Below are 18,263 nucleotides of genomic sequence, written 5' to 3'. Positions count from 1 at the left end.
ACCCCCGGAGTATTTGGGAAAAGATGAAGGTCAGGCTGAGGTCAGCGAAGCCTCAATCTGTGTGGCGGCTTTGTCGAGGCGGATCATGGCTTGTGCGATGTCATCCTCGGTCAGGTTCAGGGGCGGCAGCAGGCGGATCACGTTTTCAGCGGCGGGGACGGTGATGACCTCATTGTCATAACCTGCATTCACCACGTCGGCATTCAACGGTTTGCATTTAAGCCCCAACATTAATCCGGCACCGCGCACTTCTTCGAACACGTCGGGATGATCGGCCACCAGCCCTTCGAGTTTCTGGCGCAGCAAGCCCGCCTTGCGATTGACGCCTTCGAGGAAAGCGGGCGTAGCGACCTGATCAAGCACCGCGCAACCCACCGCGCAACCCAGCGGGTTGCCGCCATAGGTCGAGCCATGGGTGCCTGCGGTCATGCCGCTTGCAGCATCTTCCGTGGCCAGAACCGCGCCCAGCGGGAACCCGCCGCCGATACCTTTGGCAACCATCATGACATCGGGGGTGATGCCTGCCCATTCATGCGCAAACAGCTTGCCGGTGCGGCCGACGCCACATTGCACCTCGTCAAGGATCAGCAGCAACCCGTTGTCATCGCTGATCTGGCGCAAGGCTTTGAGTTCCGCGTCCGGGACGGGGCGAATGCCGCCCTCGCCCTGGATCGGTTCGATCAGGATGGCGGCTGTCTTGTCGGAAATGGCGTTGGTGACGCCGTCGAGATCGCCGAATGTGACATGCACGAATCCGGGCAACAGCGGGCCAAACCCTTTGGTCATCTTCTCGGATCCGGCTGCGGCAATGCCCGCCGAGGACCGACCATGGAACGAGCCATCAAAGGTGATGATCTCAACCCGCTCAGGCTGGCCCTTATCATAGAAATGCTTGCGGGCCATTTTCACGGCCAGCTCGCAGGATTCCGTCCCCGAGTTGGTGAAGAACACTGTATCGGCAAATGTAAGTTCCACCAGTTTGTCGGCCAGCGCCTGTTGCTGTGGAATGTTGTAAAGGTTCGAGACGTGCCACAGTGCATGGGCCTGCTCGGTCAGGGCCGCCACCAGCGCCGGATGCGCGTGGCCCAGCGCGTTCACCGCGATGCCTGCTCCGAGGTCCAGAAAACGTCGGCCATCCGCCTCGGTCAGCCAGGCGCCTTCACCCTTCACAAACGTCAGGGGCGCGCGGTTATAGGTCGGCAGAACGGACGGGATCATCGGATCATCCTTTTCAGATATGTTAGGCCCCGTGAGTGATACACCAGGACCATGTTCGTCAACAGATTTGGTAGGGTTGCGCTTATTTGAACAGCACAAATGGATCAAACGGGCCGATTACGCGGCAATGCGTCGGCGTCGGAGGCGCAGGATATGTGCGGGTTTGATCATGCGGGGCCGTATAGCGGGGAAAGACAGATCTGAAAACCCTGAAATTTGCGGCCAAGGGGAATTTCGCTCTGAGACCCAATATTTGCCGCTTGCCATTTGAGCTGCGCTGGCGCACCGAGTGGACCATGACGCCCGTTCGCCAGAACCCTGCCCTCGCAGCCTTGCTGATAGTTGTGGCCAGCGCCTTCATCGCCGGCACAACACTGCTGGCCAAGGCACTGGGGACCGATGCGCTGGGGCCTGAGCTTCATCCGATGCAGATCAGCCATGGGCGGTTTCTGTTTGCGTTTGTGGTCATTGTCAGCGCGGCTGGCGTGTTGCGCCCGCGGCTGCGGCGCCCGCATTGGGGGCTGCATATCGGGCGCACCAGCTTTGGATGGTTGGGAATCACACTGATGTTCGCCTCGGTTGCGTTCATCCCGATTGCGGATGCCACGGCGATATCTTTCCTGAACCCGGTTTTTGCCATGGTGCTGGCAATTCCGCTGCTGAAGGAAGGCGTCGGCCCCTGGCGCTGGCTGGCCGCAGCCGTGGCCCTGACCGGCGCGCTGATCCTGTTGCGCCCAACGCCCGAGAGCTTTCAGCCCGCGGCGTTGCTGGCGCTGACAGCGGCGGTCGTGATCGGGATGGAGCTGATTTTCATCAAAAAGCTCTCGGGTCGCGAAATCCCGATCCAAATTCTCTTGATCAACAACGCGATGGGGCTGACGATTGCCTCAGTTGCGGTCAGCTTCGTGTTTCAGATGCCTACGCCCGCACAGTGGGCGGCACTGGCCGGGATCGGCATCTTGATGGCTTGCGCACAGGCCTGTTTCGTCAATGGCATGGCACGGGCGGATGCGTCCTTCGTTGCACCGATCAGCTATGCAACACTGATTTTTGCGGCCTTCTACGATTTCGCTGTGTTCGGTGTGATACCGGATGCGATCAGCCAGATCGGCTCGACCATCATCCTGACCGGTGGGCTCATCCTCGTCTGGCGTGAGGCGCGGGCGCGCGCTGCCTGAACAAATTTCCGGCACTTGGCTCGGGGGCGACCTCAATGTCGCAAACCCTCATGAAGCCACTCTTGCAGGGCGTATCCTGATCGGCAGTTGATTTGAGAGATTGCCCATGCATGAACGTCGCATTCCCGAATGGGTTCGCCATGCCCCTGCCCCTTCTGTCCGTGACTTCGGCATTCTTGCCGGGTTCGAAGCCATTGTCCGCGGCATTCTGATTTCCGTCTTCCCCCTGGTGATGTATCGCGCGCTGGGGGACGCGTCTTCGGTGTCTTTTCTTTACTTTCTGGTTGGAGTCATCTCGCTGATCGCAGGCTTGATGGTGCCCTTCATCATCCGGTTTGTTCCCCGCAGATGGGCTTATACCGCAGGCTGCATCATGTTTGTCGGAGGCGCTTTGCTGGCGATCGAAGGCAGCCCCGCTGCGGTCGTCGGAGCACTGGCGCTGAACACGGTGGCGACGGTTGTGACATTTGTGTGCTTCAACGCCTATGTGCTGGACTACATCAGCAAGATCGAACTTGGCCAGTGCGAAACCAGCCGCATGTTCTACAGCGCCCTTGGCTGGACAGCCGGTCCGATGGCCGGGGTATTGTTGCTGGAGCTTTGGGCTCCGGCACCCTTTGTCATAAGCGCGGTTGCTGCCGTGGCAATGCTGGCCCAATTCTGGCGGATGCGCCTGGGCAACGGCAAACTGATTACCAAGGCGCGTGGTACAGCCAGGAATCCGCTGGCCTTCTTACCCAGATTCTTCGCTCAACCAAGACTGGTGGCCGGGTACATGTTTGCGATGATCCGGTCCTGTGGCTGGTGGATCTACGTGGTTTACCTGCCCATTTTCGCCATCGAAAACGGGCTGGGCGAGCAGTTGGGAGGCGTCCTTCTGTCCGCTACCAATGCGATGCTGTTTGGCGCCCCGCTGATCCTGCGTTGGGTTCAGGGGCGGTCGCTGCGGACAGCGGTACGCATCGGCTTTGCGGCCTGCGGAGCCTGCTTTTTCACGGCAGGATTGATTGCCGGATGGCCGGTTGCCTCGGTGGCCGCGCTGGTTCTGGGGTCAGTCTGGCTGATCGTTCTGGATATCTGCGCCGGCCTGCCGTTCCTAATGGCAGTGAAACCGTCTGAGCGCACCGAGATGTCGGCAATCTATTCCAGCTATCGCGACGTATCAGGCATCCTGACACCGGGCATTGCGTCGCTGATTCTGGTGGTGACGCCTGTGGCCGGGGTCTTTGCCGCCGGGGGCCTTGCTCTTTTCGGAGCGTGGGCCGTTGCCGCACGTCTTCACCCACGCCTAGGCAGGCCCCGGATCGCATTTCAGCCCGGGATACTGACCGAGACGCCCTAGGCCTTCAGCCGATACCCCGTCCGCAACATCTGCCAAGTGGCTGCACCCACCAGTAATGTGGCGCCTGCACACATCGCCATCCCAAGCCAGGGCGAGCTGTCCGAAACCCCAATCATGCCATAGCGCAACCCGTCAATCAGATAGAAGACCGGGTTCACATGGCTGAGCCGGTTCAGGAAAGGCGGCAAAGCCTCGACCGAGTAGAACGTACCCGAAAGGAAAGCCAGCGGCGTGACGATAAAGTTCGTGATCGCCGCCATCTGGTCAAACTTGTTGGCGAAAATCCCGGCAAGCAGTCCCAAAGCCCCCATGAAGGCACCTCCGAGGATCACAAAGATCAGCGCGATCAGCGGATTCTGCGGCACGAGACCCAGCACCAACGCCAGAGCTAAGGCAACCACGCAGGCAATCATGATCCCGCGCGTGATTCCTCCGGCCAGATACCCCAGTAGAATCTCCAGCGGCGACAACGGCGGCATCAGCGTGTCGACGATATTGCCCTGAACCTTGGCGATCACCATCGAGGATGAGGTATTGGCAAACGCGTTCTGGATCACGGTCATCATCATGATACCGGGCGCCAGAAAAGTCAGAAAGGGCACACCCATTACATCCGGGCGACCCGGGCCAATGGCGATGTTGAAGATCAGAAGGAACAGCCCGGCGGTGACAAGCGGGGCCAGCAGGGTTTGAGTCCAGACTGCCAGAAAGCGCAGGGTTTCGCGCTGTGCCAGAGTGTAAAGGCCCATCCAGTTGACCGTGCCAAACCGGCGCGCGTTCTGTTCTGCGGGAATCTGCATCATCTGCCCTCAACCTGATTCGAAGATAGCTTGTAACTCGGGCCGCAGTGATTAGAATAGGGGGCTGAGACGAATTCCCAAGGCGGCCCGAATCCGGGGCCGCTTTCCGCTTTTGAAAGGCAAATGATGTCCTGGACTGACGAGCGCGTAGAACTGCTGAAGAAAATGTGGGGCGAGGGCCAGTCGGCCAGCCAGATCGCCAAAGAACTGGGCGGCGTGACCCGCAACGCCGTAATTGGCAAGGTGCACCGTCTGGGCCTGTCGAACCGCGCTACCGGCGCGACTCCGGCCAAAACCGAACCCAAGGAAAAACCGGCACCTGCACCCAAGGCCGAAGCCAAGCCAAAGCCTGCGCCAAAGACCGAACCGGCACGCCCGGCCCCTGCCCCGGCCACCGAGGCGAAACCTGCCGTTCCGGCCCGCCGCCAGATCATTCCGGCAGGCCAGCCGCTGCCGCCGCAGCCTTCGGCAAATGAGATCAGTCCCGAGGCGCTGGCCAAGGTCAACGAGATCGAGAAAAAGGCCAAGAAGCTGTCTCTGATGGAACTCACCGAGAAGACCTGCAAGTGGCCCGTGGGCGACCCCGCGACCGAGGATTTCTGGTTCTGCGGCCTGCCCGTTGAGGCGGGCAAACCCTATTGCGAGGCGCATGTTGGCGTGGCCTTCCAGCCCATGAGTTCGCGCCGCGACCGGCGGCGGTGAGTTGGTACCAGAAACCTGCAATAGATAAAAAACGTGACAAGGGTGCAGGCGTTTCGCTGCACCCTTTTGTGTTTTTGACGACGGGCAAATAACTAGGAAAAGTGATTTTCTGCGTAACTTCGGGCAGGAGTATTACTGCGATCTATCCACGTCAGAGCCCACCTCTCCGAAGGTTGCCTTGCGGATCAACAGCTCGAAGTGGTCCAGTTGATGTTGTTTTTGGCAACTGGATCGACCGATTCCCAACAGTGTGAATACAGTCGCTACCAACCTACCTTCGAATTCCAGAAGGATGTTCCCGACGCATCCTTTGCCGCGTTTCGCTGCCTGGCCGGAGAGCAATTGGCTTGAGGTTAGTGTTGATCAAGATAAGCCATTCGCATTGAATACGGCACGGCTGCAATGGCTATTCAGGTTGGATCGCAGATATCTGCTACTGCGCCGGATGCGAAGGCAAATCCGGCATCGGAACCCACCCCGGCAGATCATCAGGTGACACCGAGACGTGCAGCCGCTCAGACTGGTCGCTCCCGACCTTTCGATGCTTGCGCAGCAGGAAAATTTTGCCCCATCCACGCCATGTGCCGACCGACGGGGCGGTCGTCGATGTGGGGAACCGATCACGCCAGCCATCGGGCAGAGACAAGCCATGAAGCTCGGCCTTATCCAGCATCCAGACTAAAGAAATATTGCTCAATGGTCGTGCCTCTTCGAACCCGTTCAGTTGGCCGCCGACGTCTCCGTGCGTTCCACGGAACCAGACTTGTTCGACATGGCCTTTGAAGTCAGAGGTACATTTCCACAGGACCGGATCGAACACCTCGCGTGTCTCGTCCAGCGCCATCGCGTGATATCCGTGGCGGGTGGCCGGGCCAAGCTGGTGGTTATGGAAAGCGTGGCGTTCCTCGGCCCAGCGCCACAGCAACGGCAGGCGCAGTCCCAGCGCTTTGACCGTATCCCAGACGCCAACCATCTCGATCGCCACATCTTCGTGACAAAACTGCTTACGAAATGCGGCTGCGGCCGTGCCATTGGCGTTGCATTCATAGTGCCGGTAGGCCTGCTTGATGTTGCGCACAGTCGCGTGCTCGGCTTTCAGCAGGCCGATCATGTCGATCACGCCTGCAAGGCTGCGCACACCGTAAGCGCCGCGCGAATAGCCGATGAAGAAGATGCGGTCTCCGGGTTTGTACCGCGACGCCAGATACCCATAGGCGCGGCGAATTTGCCGGTTGATGCCCCGCCCCATCATTACGTCCAGCGAGGTTTTCCAACTGTCCCACTGCACGCCGGATTCGTAGAAGACCGAAACACTGCTCCCCATCTCCTTGCACAGGCGAAATGTTTGCCCCGCATGGGTTTCCCGGCCCGGTTCCAGCGTTGACATGGTGCCATCGAGAATAATGACATGGCTGATGGGATCGCGGTGGAGCGCCTCGGCCGAGTGTTCGGACCGCAGCGGCCGTCCAAGCCATCCCAGTACCTTTTTACTCAGCCGCGACAGAAACATGCGTCAGCAATTCCCAAACTCTGTGGGGTGTGAAAGGCATATCCGCCTGCCGCACCCCGTGATCCCAAAGCGCATCCTGAACCGCGTTTGCCACAGCGGCCAGCGCGCCCACGGTGCCGGCCTCACCACATCCTTTCATCCCCATCGGGTTGGAGGTTGAAGGTACCGACGCCGAGGTAAACTTAATCATGGGTATCTCAGCCGCACGGGGCAAGGCGTAATCCATCAACGAAGCCGTGAGCAGTTGCCCTTGCGCATCATGTACAACGTGTTCACTCAGCGCCTGGCCGATGCCCTGCACTACCCCTCCATGCACCTGCCCTTCAGCAAGCATCGGGTTGATAAGATTGCCGAAATCGTCAACGACGGTATAACGGTCAACCCGGGTTTCTCCGGTGCAAGGGTCGATCACGACTTCGGCAACATGCGCACCGTTGGGATAGCTGCGAGCGTCCAGATTGGCACGGGATTCATGCAGCAACAGGTCTGTACGGCCGTCTGCGCGCGCCATATCCGCAGCCTCGGTCAGCGTTGGCGTCAGGTTCGATCCCGGCGCTCGGAAGGTTTCGTGGTCAAAGGTCACATCTGCTTCCTCCACCCCCATCTTATCGGCCAGATAAGGCGTGAATGCGGCGATCATGACGTCGATTGTGGCCAGCGTTGCCGTGCTCTGCACCGTGACCGACCGAGATCCACCAGTCCCGCCGCCATGCGCCAGCCGGTCGCTGTCACCCTGTACAATACTGATCCGATCTACCGGGACTCCCGTCTGATCCGACAGGAACTGAGCATAGGCCGTCTCGTGCCCTTGCCCGTTTGATTGGGTGCCCACGCAAAGGGCCACCGTACCATCCTCAGAGAATTCGATTTTCGCGTTCTCGGAAGGGGCACCCAAAATACTTTCAATATAGTAACAAAGGCCCTGCCCTCGGATCAGGCCGCGTTCCGCATCAGCGGCTTTGCGGGCGGCAAAGCCCTGCGTCTGCTCGTCTGCGCGAGTCAGGACCATATCGAAATCACCTACGTCATAGATCTCGCCTGTAGAGGTTTTGTAGGGAAAACTCTCGGGCCGAATGAAGTTCTTGCGCCGCAGTTCCCACGGATCGACACCCAACTCGCGTGCTGCGCGATCGATGGCACGTTCCAGCACATAAATCGCCTCTGGTCGGCCCGCGCCGCGATAAGCGTCAACCTGAGTGGTGGTGGTGTAGAAACCTTCGGCCCGCAAATAGGTGGTCTGCACGTCGTAGACACCCATCAGGACCTTGCTGAACAGGTCCGTTTGGATCGCCTGCCCAAAATGGCTGTTATAGGCGCCCAGATTAACCTTACTGTGCACCCGGTAGGCGGTGATCTTGTGATTTTCGTCAAAGGCCAGTTCGGCCAGGGATGTCAGGTCGCGGGCGTGGTGATCGGACAGCATCGCCTCTGACCGGTCGGACATCCAATGGACGGGTTGGCTCAGCTTCATCGCAGCGACAGCGACACAGAAATACTCGGGATACGGCATCACCTTCATACCGAACCCACCGCCCACATCCGGAGTGGTGACGCGGATCAACTCGGGCTCCAGCCTCAGCTTCTGCGCCAGTTGGGCCCGCATCGCCCAGACGCCCTGCCCGCCATAGGCAAAATGCAGCCGCCCGTCCGACCAAATGGCCTGGCAACCGCGCGGCTCGATCGAGGCGATGATAATCCGATTGTCCTGCACATTAAGCGATACGGTATGTGCGGCGACCTGAAAGGCGGCCTCGGTCGCGGTCTCATCACCCAGCTCCCAGTCAAAGGCGCGGTTGTCCGGAGCCTCCGGGTGCAAAACCTCGCCGCCCGTATCTACATCCAGCTTGGCGGGCAGGTCATCGGTCTCCATCCAGATCAGTTCGACCGCGTCGCGCGCTTGCGTCAGGGTATCGGCGATCACTACGGCGACCGGTTCCCCAACAAAACGCACCCGGTCCTTCGCTAGTATGTGCCGATCGGGCGCAGCAGCGTGAGAACCATCCCGATTGCGTACTGTTGTGGCGTTCAAGACCGTATCGATCCCCGCGTCGGCCAGATCGTCCAAGGTCATAACCAGCCGCACGCCGTCCGCCTCTCGTGCGGCATCCAGATTCAGCGCGGCGATCTGCGCATGCGCAACCGGGCTACGGAAAAAGGCCGCGAACAGGGTTTTTTCGGGTATGACGTCGTCAATATATTGCCCCTGCCCGATCAGAAAGCGCTGATCCTCGATCCGTCTGACCGGCTGGCTCTTGCCGAACTTTTCCATGGGAAGCTCCTGTCACTGCCTCAGGCGACACTAGCCCTGGACCCCGTGAAGTCCAGCGCCCTACACATATGCGTTCGGCGACACCGATGTCGTAAACGGCATTGCGAAGGCCGAAATAGGATTCGTAGGCTATCAGCATAGTTCTGCCTGCCGGAGGTCACACATGCCCGAACCAATCACACTGACGCAAGGACGCTTGGACGCCCAAACTGTCGAGACCTACTGGCAGGATGGGTTCGCTTTTCCCATAACTGTCTTTTCGCCCACTGAGACCGCACAGTTTCGCGCGGAACTGGAGCAGATCGAAGAAAACTGGCGCCAAGCTGATCTGCCCCTGCCTCTGAACATGTACAAGCGTGTGAATGCCCATGTGGTCATGCCACTTGTTACCCGCATCGCGCTGGACCCACGGGTTCTGGATGTAGTTGAAGGTGTTCTGGGACCGGACCTGCTGTTGTGGTCGGCGGAACTGTTTATCAAGGAGCCGCACACGACTCAGGTGGTCGGTATGCATCAGGACCTGACCTATTGGGGTATGGGCGAGACGCCGGATCAGGTGACGACATGGGTTGCCCTGTCGCCTGCAACCGTCGAAAGCGGTTGCATGGACTTCGTGAAGGGCAGTCACAAGAACCCGATCCTGCCGCATAACGATACTTTTTCGGACAACAACCTGCTGTCGCGTGGGCAAGAGGTTGCTGTTGAGGTGGCAGACAAGGACAAAACCCATATCGAACTGCAACCGGGCCAGATGTCGCTGCATCATGGTCTGACGATCCATGGGTCCGGGCCGAACGTTTCGGACGACCGGCGCATCGGGTTGGCGATCCGGTATCTGAACCCAAACGCGCAACAAAAGGTGGCGGATCGTGATTACGCGGTACTGGCGCGCGGCAAGGACCGGGTTGGAAATTTCATTCATATCCCAACGCCGACCGGGTTGTTTACGGCCGAGGCATTGGATTTGTACACCCGTATCCGGGCAGATCAGGCCAAAGCCCTGGCGCAAGGGGCGACCGAAGGCCTGCACCTCTATGGGACAACCGCATCAAATGTCCCCAAAACAAGCCGGATGTAGCCGCGCAAACCCTTCCCCTTCCCGCACGCATTCGCTATTGCAGGCGCTGACCCGAGATTGATGACGCAGGACGCACCCGATGGCGATGGAAAAGACATTTAACGCGGCCGAGGCCGAGGCCCGCATCTACAAGGCCTGGGAAGAGGCCGGAGCCTTCAAGGCAGGCGCGAACAAATCGCGCGACGAGAGCTTTACCATCATGATCCCGCCGCCCAACGTGACAGGCGCGCTGCATGTGGGCCATGCGTTCAACAATACCCTGCAGGATATCCTGATCCGCTGGCACCGTATGCGCGGCTTTGACACCCTGTGGCAACCCGGTCAGGACCATGCGGGCATCGCCACGCAGATGCAGGTGGAAAAGATGCTGGCCGCCACCCAACAACCCGGACGCCGGGAACTGGGGCGTGAGAAATTCCTTGAGAAGGTCTGGGAATGGAAAGGCGAATACGGCGGCACGATTATTGAGCAACTCAAGCGTCTGGGTTCCTCCTGCGACTGGTCGCGCAATGCGTTTACCATGGCCGGTGCGGTGGGTGATCCGCGCACGGGCCATGAGAACTCGGCCAATTTCCATGACGCAGTGATCAAGGTTTTCGTCGATATGTACGAAAAAGGCCTGATCTATCGCGGAAAGCGTCTGGTCAACTGGGACCCGCAGTTCGAGACTGCAATCTCGGACCTTGAGGTCGAAAACCTGGAAGTCGCCGGGCATATGTGGCACTTTAAGTACCCCTTGGCGGGCGGTGAGACATATGAGTATTTGGAAAAAGATGAAGAAGGGAACGTAATCTTCCGCGAAGAGCGGGATTATATCTCGATCGCCACCACACGCCCCGAGACCATGCTGGGCGATGGCGCGGTTGCGGTTCATCCGTCGGATGAACGTTACGCGCCAATCGTTGGGAAACTCTGCGAAATCCCGGTTGGTCCGAAAGAGCACCGCCGCCAGATCCCGATCATCACCGATGAATACCCCGATCCTGATTTCGGCTCGGGCGCAGTAAAGATCACCGGAGCCCATGACTTCAACGACTATGGTGTCGCCAAGCGCGGAAACATTCCCTGCTATCGCCTGATGGACACACGCGGCCACATGCGGGCCGATGGTGCGCCCTATTCAAACGAGTCCTACAAGGCAGGGCAATACGCACGCGGTCAATCCTTTACCGAAGGTGAAATCGATGCGATCAACCTGGTGCCCGATCATCTGCGCGGGCTGGACCGGTTCGAAGCGCGCACGAAAGTGGTCGAAGAAATCACAAGTGAAGGCCTGGCCGTCATGACCCGCGCTGATGATGCGCGTCTGGGCGCGACTGCGCTGAAGCCCGATCACGAGGGCGCAGACAAACTGGTGCCGCTGGTCGAATCCAAACCGATCATGCAGCCGTTTGGCGACCGATCGAAGGTTGTGATCGAGCCGATGCTGACCGATCAGTGGTTCGTCGACGCGGAAAAGGTCGTCGGTTCGGCGCTGGATGCGGTCAAGGATGGCACCGTCAAGATCATCCCGGAGTCGGGCGAGAAGACCTATTACCACTGGCTGGAAAACATCGAACCCTGGTGCATATCGCGCCAGCTGTGGTGGGGGCATCAGATACCGGTTTGGTATGGCCTCGATCTGTCAGCAGAAGATTTCAGGGACGGCGAAAACGACGGCAACCTCGATCTTGTTGCGCTCGGCCGTTTGCTGAACGATGGCGGGATGTTGCATCGCGGCCACGTACTGCATGCGGCGCCTGATTTCGACGAGGTCGTCGAGAAATTCCTGGACGACAACGCAAACATCCCCAGCCCGCTCAGCCATTCCACCGTGGTCGAGGTGGCTGACAAGCACGAAGCAATTCACCAGCTTGCAGAAAGCCTCGCGCAATTTGCCTTTGATCAGGACCCGACCAAGCTCATCTATCCGGTCTGGCGCGACCCTGACGTCCTTGATACCTGGTTCTCCTCCGGCCTCTGGCCCATCGGCACGCTGGGCTGGCCCGAGCAGACCGAGGAGCTGGAGCGCTATTTCCCGACCGATGTGCTGATCACCGGCTTCGACATCCTGTTCTTCTGGGTCGCCCGAATGATGATGATGCAGCTGGCCGTGGTGGATCAGATCCCGTTCCACACCGTCTATCTGCACCAGCTCGTCCGCGACGAGAAGGGCAAGAAGATGTCCAAAACCACCGGCAACGTCATCGACCCGCTGGAAATCGTGGATGAATTCGGCGCAGATGCGCTGCGCTTTACCAACGCCTCGATGGCGGCGATTGGCGGCGTGCTGAAACTGTCCCGCGAACGCATCACTGGCTACCGCAATTTCGGCACCAAACTGTGGAACGCCGTCCGCTTTGCCGAGATGAACGAGGTCTTCACCGACGCCGTGCCGCAACTGGACATTGCCGAACTGAATCCCAAAGCGGCCGTTAACCGCTGGATCATCGGCGAAACCGCACGCGTGCGGGAAGAAGTCGATGCGGCGCTGGAAAGCTATCGATTCAACGATGCGGCCAACGGGCTTTACGCCTTTGTCTGGGGCAAAGTCTGCGACTGGTACGTGGAACTGTCCAAGCCGCTGCTGCAAGGCGATGACGCCGAGGCTCAGGCCGAGACTCGCGCGACCATGCGCTGGGTTCTGGATCAGTGCATGGTCCTGTTACACCCGATCATGCCCTTCATCACCGAAGAGCTATGGGGCCTGACCGGCAGCCGTGCGAAATTGGTCGTCCATGCCGACTGGCCGACTTATGACGCCTCCAACCTGATCGACGCCGACGCGGATCGTGAGATGAACTGGGTGATCTCGGTAATCGAAAACACCCGTTCGGCCCGCGCGCAGATGCGGGTTCCGGCTGGCCTTTACGTGCCAATGCTGGTCACTGAAATCGACGCGAACGGGCAGGCGGCATGGGACCGCAACGAGACGCTGATCAAACGTCTGGCGCGGATTGAAAGCCTAACTAAAGCCGACGAACTACCCAAAGGCACCATCTCAATCGCCGCCCCCGGTGCGTCCTTCGGACTGCCGCTGGCGGACATCATCGACATCGGCGCGGAAAAGGAACGGTTGGAGAAAGCCAAGGGCAAACTGGCCAAGGAACTCGGCGGCTTGCGCGGTCGCCTGAACAACCCGAAATTCGTGGCTTCGGCCCCGGAAGAGGTTGTCGCGGAAGCCAAAGCCAATCTAGCCGCCCGCGAAGAGGAAGAGGCAAAACTGAACGAGGCGCTCGCGCGTCTGGCTGAAATCGCCTGATCTTCATCTTTTCCCAAATACTTAAATTCCGAACCCCGCCGCCCTGTAGCAGCGGGGTTTTCTTTTGTGTTCAAAGAGGTTGCCCCTAACGACCGACCCTTGTTAGCAATTGCAGATGACAACCCCCGAGGACCCGATGGCACGTGCATTCCCCCCGATCCAAACCGTTTCAACCGGGCTGGTGGTCGCCATGGTCGGGTTCTTCAGCTCATTCCCCATCGTGCTTCAGGGACTTGCGGCCATGGGGGCCACTGCGCAGGAATCGGCATCGGGTTTGATGGTGGCAGCCGTCACCATGGGGCTGACGGCCATCGGGCTGAGCCTGTGGTATCGGCAACCAATCAGCGTCGCGTGGTCGACACCGGGCGTGGCGCTGCTAGCAGTTTCCGCCATGCCAGCGACCGGGTTCCCCGAGGCGGTTGGCGCATTCCTGTGTGCCGGTGCTTTGACGGTGCTGGCGGGTCTCTGGCGACCGTTGGGACGACTGGCAGCTGCGATCCCCACGACAATTGCGCAGGCGATGCTGGGTGGGGTATTGCTACCACTATGTATCGTACCCTTTAAAGCCGCCGTTGCATTGCCCTGGCAGGCGTTACCAGTGATCCTGACCTGGTTCATCGCGGGGCGGATCAACCGCCTGTTCGCGGTCCCGGCGGCCGTCGTCGCGGCAGCGATTGTCGTTGTTCTGAACGCAGGCGATACCTCGGTTACACCTGCCCATCTGATGGCTGCGCCGGTTTGGATGGTGCCAACATTTTCAGCCGCATCGGTCATCGGCATTGGCATCCCTCTGTTCATCGTAACCATGGCCACTCAGAACATCCCTGGCATCGCCGTAATGCGCAGTTTTGGGTACTCGCCCGCTTCTGGCAGGCTGTTTTCATCGGTCGGCGCGGCCAGCATTCTGTCGGCCCCTTTCGGAGCCCCGGCCACCTGCCTTGCCGCTATCACGGCTGCCATGTGTTCGAATGAGGACAGTCATCGCGACCCTGATCAGCGTTATTGGTCGGCTGTAATGGGCGGCGTATTCTACTGCCTTTTCGGTGTGTTTGCAGTGGCCATCACCGGATTCGCGGTACATGCCGATCCCATGCTGATGGGCACTGTTACAGGGATTGCACTGATCGGGGTGCTGGCAAATGCCACACATGCAGCGCTTGAAGTGCCTGCCGAACGAGAGGCCGCGATTCTGACCTTTGCCATCACTGCGTCGGGCATTTCAGTTCTTGGTCTTGGCGCCGCGGTCTGGGGGCTGTTGGCGGGAGGCGTGGCCTATCTTGTGACGAACCGATTTCGCTAGCAGCTTGTAGCTCGGTCGGGATATACTCTGACCATGCTTGGATCGCTTGGAAAAATCATTGAACGCCAGATCAAAAAAGCACAGGCCGAGGGCCAGTTGCAGGGTCTGGAGGGGGAAGGCAAACCCCTACCCGATCGGTCTTCGGAAGCGCAAAGTGACCCTGCCCTTGCTGCCGGGCACCGGATCATGGCGCAAGCGGGGGTGCTGCCTGAAGAGTTCGAGATCAGGAAAAAGCTCGACGCCGCCCGAAAGGACTATGCGCTGCTGACCGATCCGGATGCGCGCAAAGCGGCTATGGCCCGCATCGCCGATCTGGAGATGCGGTATAACATGGCCCGCGACGCACGGCGCGCTTTCATGCGCTAGTCACTTGAACTCTGGCTTGCGCCCCTGCATCTGCGCGGTGACAACCTCCATCTGGTCCGGCTTGCCGATAAGTTCGACCTGCTCGGCGGATTCCTCCATCAGCACTTCGGCGCGGGGCTTGGTTTCGGCCACCTCGATCAGACGTTTCGCGGCGCGGATGGCCGAGGGGCTTTTGCCAGCGATATCTTCCGCCAGAGCCAGCGCTTCGGTCAGCGGATCGTCGGACAGTTTGGTGACGAGACCCCAGTCGGCGGCCTGTTGTGCGCCGATGGGACGCGCGGTGTAGGTCAGCAGGCGCAGTACGTCAGAGCGCACCAGATCAGGCAGCAGCACCATACCGCCCATGTCAGGGATTATACCCCATTTCATCTCCATCACGGACAACTTGGCCTCGGGGTGCGCGATACGGATATCAGCACCCAGCGCAATTTGCAGCCCGCCCCCATAGGCCACGCCCTGAATGGCGCAGATTACCGGCACCGGCACACGGCGCCAGATCAGCGCGACCTCCTGCATTTCATTGGCATCGTCGTGGCTGCGGCCCATCAGCCATTCTTTCGGGTCAATATGCGCCATCCCGGCAAAACTGGCCATGTCGAGACCGGCGCAAAAGCTCTTGCCCTCGCCCGACAACACCACGGCACGGACATCCGAGGCGGCGACCTCTTGTCCTGCAGAAAGCAGCGCCTTGAACATCGCATCGTCCAGCGCATTCATCTTGTCACCACGGGTCAGCGTGACATGGGCGATGTGATCTTTGTATTCGACGGATACGCGTGACATGCGGACCTCCCAATTCCTGTTGTGCCAACCATGCCCCGAATGGCGGGGAAAGTTCCACTGCGACGTCAGGGCAAATACATTGTTGGCAACCAACTGAGCACGTTTCTCATCGGCGCTTCACAAGGTTGCCAGACAAGTGATCATGCGTTTATCTGCCGGCATGGCTGAACCACGTTACACCCCGCTTGCCTTGTCTCTGCCCGCCACCGTGCCCTTTGTCGGCCCCGAAACTCAGGAGCGCCAGCGCGGCGCACCGTTTACGGCAAGGCTGGGCGCGAATGAGAGTGTGTTCGGGCCCTCGCCCCGTGCGATCGAGGCGATGGCGGCGTCAGATATCTGGATGTATGGCGATCCCGAGAACCATGACCTGCGCGAAGCTCTGGCAGATCATCACGGGGTCAAAGCCGAGAATATTGTTGTGGGTGAAGGAATTGACGGTCTGTTGGGGTATCTCGTCCGGCTGCTTGTCGGCACCGGCGACTCTGTTGTGACCTCGGACGGAGCTTATCCGACGTTCAACTACCATGTGGCAGGGTTTGGCGGCGAGCTGCACAAAGTACCCTATCGCGACGATCACGAAGACCCGGCCGCGCTGATCGCCAAAGCATCCGAGGTTGACGCCAAGCTGGTCTATCTTGCCAATCCGGACAATCCCATGGGTAGCTGGCACTCGGGTTCGGATATCTTGACAGCGATGGAGGCGCTGCCCGACGGCTGCCTGCTGGTCCTGGACGAGGCCTATGTGGAATGCGCGCCGGAAGGCACGGCAGCACTCATTGACGCTGAAGATCCACGGGTAATCCGTTTGCGCACGTTTTCAAAGGTTTACGGCATGGCGGGCGCACGGGTTGGCTATGCGATTGCTGCGCCGGGTTTGATTGCCGCCTTCAACAAAGTTCGCAATCATTTCGGGATGAACCGGGCCGCGCAGGCTGGGGCGCTGGCAGCTTTGCGGGATTCCGATTGGCTGAAACGGGTTCAGGCGCGGATCGTGGAGGCGCGGAATCGGATCGGGCAGATTGCGCGCGAGAATGGATTGGAGCCTTTGCCCTCGGCCACCAATTTCGTGGCCATCGACTGCGGGCGGGATGGACAGTTTGCCAAGGCCGTTCTGGACTCGCTGGTCGCGCAGGGGATCTTTGTACGCATGCCCATTTCCGCCCCGCAGAACCGCTGTATCCGCGTTAGCTGTGGCGAGACGGCCGATATGGATGCCTTTGCCACCGCCCTGCCCAAGGCGCTGGCGGCGGCACGGGGCTGACTTATCCAGCAGAGGCCAAAGCAGACGCCGCAGCCTCAAGAGCGCCCTTGCCGCGCGGGATGTCCAGCGCAGCCAGGGCTGTTTCCACCCCGCCCAGCATGGCCATAACCATCTGGCCGTTCACATGGCCCATGTGACCAAGGCGGAAGCACCCGTCCCAATCCTCCATCCCCAGGCCAATTCCCAGCGTCAAACCCAGCTGGCTCTCGGTAAACACACGCAGCGGAGTACCGAGCCCGTCCGTCAGGCGCAGGGCGGTTACAGCGTGGCTGCGATGTGTACGGTCGGCAACGTTCAGTTGCAGCGCACCACCCTGAGCCCAAATCTCACAGGCGGCCCAGATCGCCGCGGCGAGGCGTTCATGGCGCGTCCAGACGCTTTCGAGTCCCTCGGCGTGAATCATGTCCAGCGCTGCACGCAGGCCGTAAAGGTGATGAGTCGGCGCCGTGCCGTTAAAATACTGGTAGAAAACTTCGGGATTCACACGCCGTTGCCAATCCCAGTATTGCGAAACGCGCGGCATGGCAGCGCGTTTGGCCTGAGCTTTGTCGTTGAAGAAAACAAAGCCGACACCCGCCGGTGTCATCAAACCTTTCTGACATGCAGTGACCGTGACATCGACGCCCCATTCATCCATCTCGTACCGATCGCACCCCACCGAGGCGATGCAATCCGCCATCAGCAGCGCCGGGTGATCCAGTTCGTTCAGCAGCGCCCGCAGCGTCGGAATGTCGTTTCGGATCGAACTGGACGTGTCCACGTGCACGGCCAGAACCGCCTTGATCTGATGCGCCGTATCGGCGCGTAAGGCGCCGGCGATACGGTCGAAATCCCACGCAGAAGACGTACCGAAATCGATCAACTGGACTTTGGCCCCGATACCCTCGGCCATTTCGGCCCAGCCATGGGTGAAGAGACCCGAGGCGGGGGCGAGCACGACCTCGCCCGGCGCGATCACATTGGACAGCGCAGCCTCCCACGTGCCGTGACCGTTGGCAATGTAAATCGCCACGTTGTGTTTAGTCCGGGCCACGCGGCGCAGGTCGCGGGTCAGGCCGGGCATCATATCGATCAGTTCGCCGTCATAAATGTTGGGTGACGGGCGGTGCATTGCCTGCAGAACCGCGTCGGGTATGACCGAAGGACCGGGAATGGCCAGATACTCGCGCCCTTGCGCAAGGGAGATTTGGTTTGTCATGGGGTCAACCTGTCTGA

Annotated in this window: 14 protein-coding genes; 8 read left to right on the top strand and 6 right to left on the bottom strand. The window is 59.8% G+C overall.

Annotated features, from left to right (window positions below; translation table 11 throughout):
• Nucleotides 1–30: 30 nt before the first annotated feature.
• Nucleotides 31–1,218: an aspartate aminotransferase family protein gene (locus tag GOX66_RS09210; protein ID WP_170761829.1), complete on the bottom strand. Its 1,188-nt coding sequence runs from the start codon at nt 1,216–1,218 to the stop codon at nt 31–33.
• 296 nt (nt 1,219–1,514) lie between these two features.
• Between GOX66_RS09210 and GOX66_RS09205 the strand changes: the two genes are divergently transcribed.
• Both GOX66_RS09205 and GOX66_RS09200 read left to right on the top strand, forming a co-directional pair.
• Complete coding sequence (locus GOX66_RS09205) at nt 1,515–2,396, top strand: DMT family transporter (RefSeq protein WP_170761827.1); 882 nt, start codon at nt 1,515–1,517, stop codon at nt 2,394–2,396.
• Nucleotides 2,397–2,502: 106 nt separating this feature from the next.
• A complete protein-coding gene (locus tag GOX66_RS09200) occupies nt 2,503–3,738 on the top strand; it encodes an MFS transporter (protein WP_170761825.1) in 1,236 nt (411 codons plus the stop codon).
• On the opposite strand, the gene GOX66_RS09195 is transcribed toward GOX66_RS09200, so the two are convergent.
• A complete protein-coding gene (locus GOX66_RS09195; RefSeq protein ID WP_170762026.1) occupies nt 3,735–4,538 on the bottom strand; it encodes an ABC transporter permease in 804 nt (267 codons plus the stop codon). The genes GOX66_RS09200 and GOX66_RS09195 overlap by 4 nt on opposite strands.
• Before the next feature lie 126 nt (nt 4,539–4,664).
• Between GOX66_RS09195 and GOX66_RS09190 the strand changes: the two genes are divergently transcribed.
• Nucleotides 4,665–5,240 (top strand): GcrA family cell cycle regulator, encoded by a 576-nt coding sequence (locus tag GOX66_RS09190; protein ID WP_170762024.1) that lies wholly within the window; start codon nt 4,665–4,667, stop codon nt 5,238–5,240.
• A 433-nt stretch (nt 5,241–5,673) separates the two neighbouring features.
• Here the strand turns inward: GOX66_RS09190 and GOX66_RS09185 are convergent, their stop codons facing one another.
• Complete coding sequence (locus GOX66_RS09185) at nt 5,674–6,750, bottom strand: DUF2235 domain-containing protein (protein WP_170761823.1); 1,077 nt, start codon at nt 6,748–6,750, stop codon at nt 5,674–5,676.
• The gene (locus GOX66_RS09180; protein WP_170761821.1) at nt 6,728–9,019 is read right to left on the bottom strand and encodes a xanthine dehydrogenase family protein molybdopterin-binding subunit; all 2,292 of its coding nucleotides are present in this window, start codon (nt 9,017–9,019) and stop codon (nt 6,728–6,730) included. The genes GOX66_RS09185 and GOX66_RS09180 overlap by 23 nt, the downstream gene beginning before the upstream one ends.
• A 163-nt stretch (nt 9,020–9,182) precedes the next feature.
• Here GOX66_RS09180 and GOX66_RS09175 point away from each other — a divergent pair, with 163 nt between their 5' ends.
• The 4 genes from GOX66_RS09175 (at nt 9,183) to GOX66_RS09160 (ending at nt 15,004) form a co-directional block, all read left to right on the top strand.
• Entirely contained in the window at nt 9,183–10,097 is a 915-nt protein-coding gene (locus tag GOX66_RS09175) for a phytanoyl-CoA dioxygenase family protein (RefSeq protein ID WP_170761819.1), read from the top strand.
• 79 nt (nt 10,098–10,176) lie between these two features.
• Entirely contained in the window at nt 10,177–13,338 is a 3,162-nt protein-coding gene (locus GOX66_RS09170) for a valine--tRNA ligase (RefSeq protein WP_170761817.1), read from the top strand.
• Nucleotides 13,339–13,453: 115 nt separating this feature from the next.
• Nucleotides 13,454–14,638, top strand: a complete 1,185-nt coding sequence (locus GOX66_RS09165; RefSeq protein ID WP_237212546.1) for a benzoate/H(+) symporter BenE family transporter — start codon at nt 13,454–13,456, stop codon at nt 14,636–14,638.
• Nucleotides 14,639–14,671: 33 nt separating this feature from the next.
• On the top strand, nt 14,672–15,004 hold the full coding sequence (locus GOX66_RS09160; RefSeq protein WP_170761815.1) for a DnaJ family domain-containing protein: 333 nt from the start codon (nt 14,672–14,674) through the stop codon (nt 15,002–15,004).
• On the opposite strand, the gene GOX66_RS09155 is transcribed toward GOX66_RS09160, so the two are convergent.
• The gene (locus GOX66_RS09155; protein ID WP_170761813.1) at nt 15,005–15,787 is read right to left on the bottom strand and encodes a crotonase/enoyl-CoA hydratase family protein; all 783 of its coding nucleotides are present in this window, start codon (nt 15,785–15,787) and stop codon (nt 15,005–15,007) included.
• 160 nt (nt 15,788–15,947) lie between these two features.
• Here GOX66_RS09155 and GOX66_RS09150 point away from each other — a divergent pair, with 160 nt between their 5' ends.
• Complete coding sequence (locus tag GOX66_RS09150) at nt 15,948–17,048, top strand: pyridoxal phosphate-dependent aminotransferase (protein ID WP_170762020.1); 1,101 nt, start codon at nt 15,948–15,950, stop codon at nt 17,046–17,048.
• 1 nt (nt 17,049) lies between these two features.
• Here the strand turns inward: GOX66_RS09150 and GOX66_RS09145 are convergent, their stop codons facing one another.
• The gene (locus GOX66_RS09145; RefSeq protein ID WP_170761811.1) at nt 17,050–18,246 is read right to left on the bottom strand and encodes a pyridoxal-phosphate-dependent aminotransferase family protein; all 1,197 of its coding nucleotides are present in this window, start codon (nt 18,244–18,246) and stop codon (nt 17,050–17,052) included.
• Between the last annotated feature and the right edge of the window lie 17 nt (nt 18,247–18,263).

Origin of the sequence: Ruegeria lacuscaerulensis, assembly GCF_013031245.1 — a bacterium.
In the GTDB taxonomy this organism is placed as follows: Bacteria; Pseudomonadota; Alphaproteobacteria; order Rhodobacterales; family Rhodobacteraceae; genus Ruegeria; species Ruegeria lacuscaerulensis_C.
The sequence above is the reverse complement of the archived record's forward strand: the minus strand, read 5'-3'. Positions and strand labels throughout refer to the sequence as shown.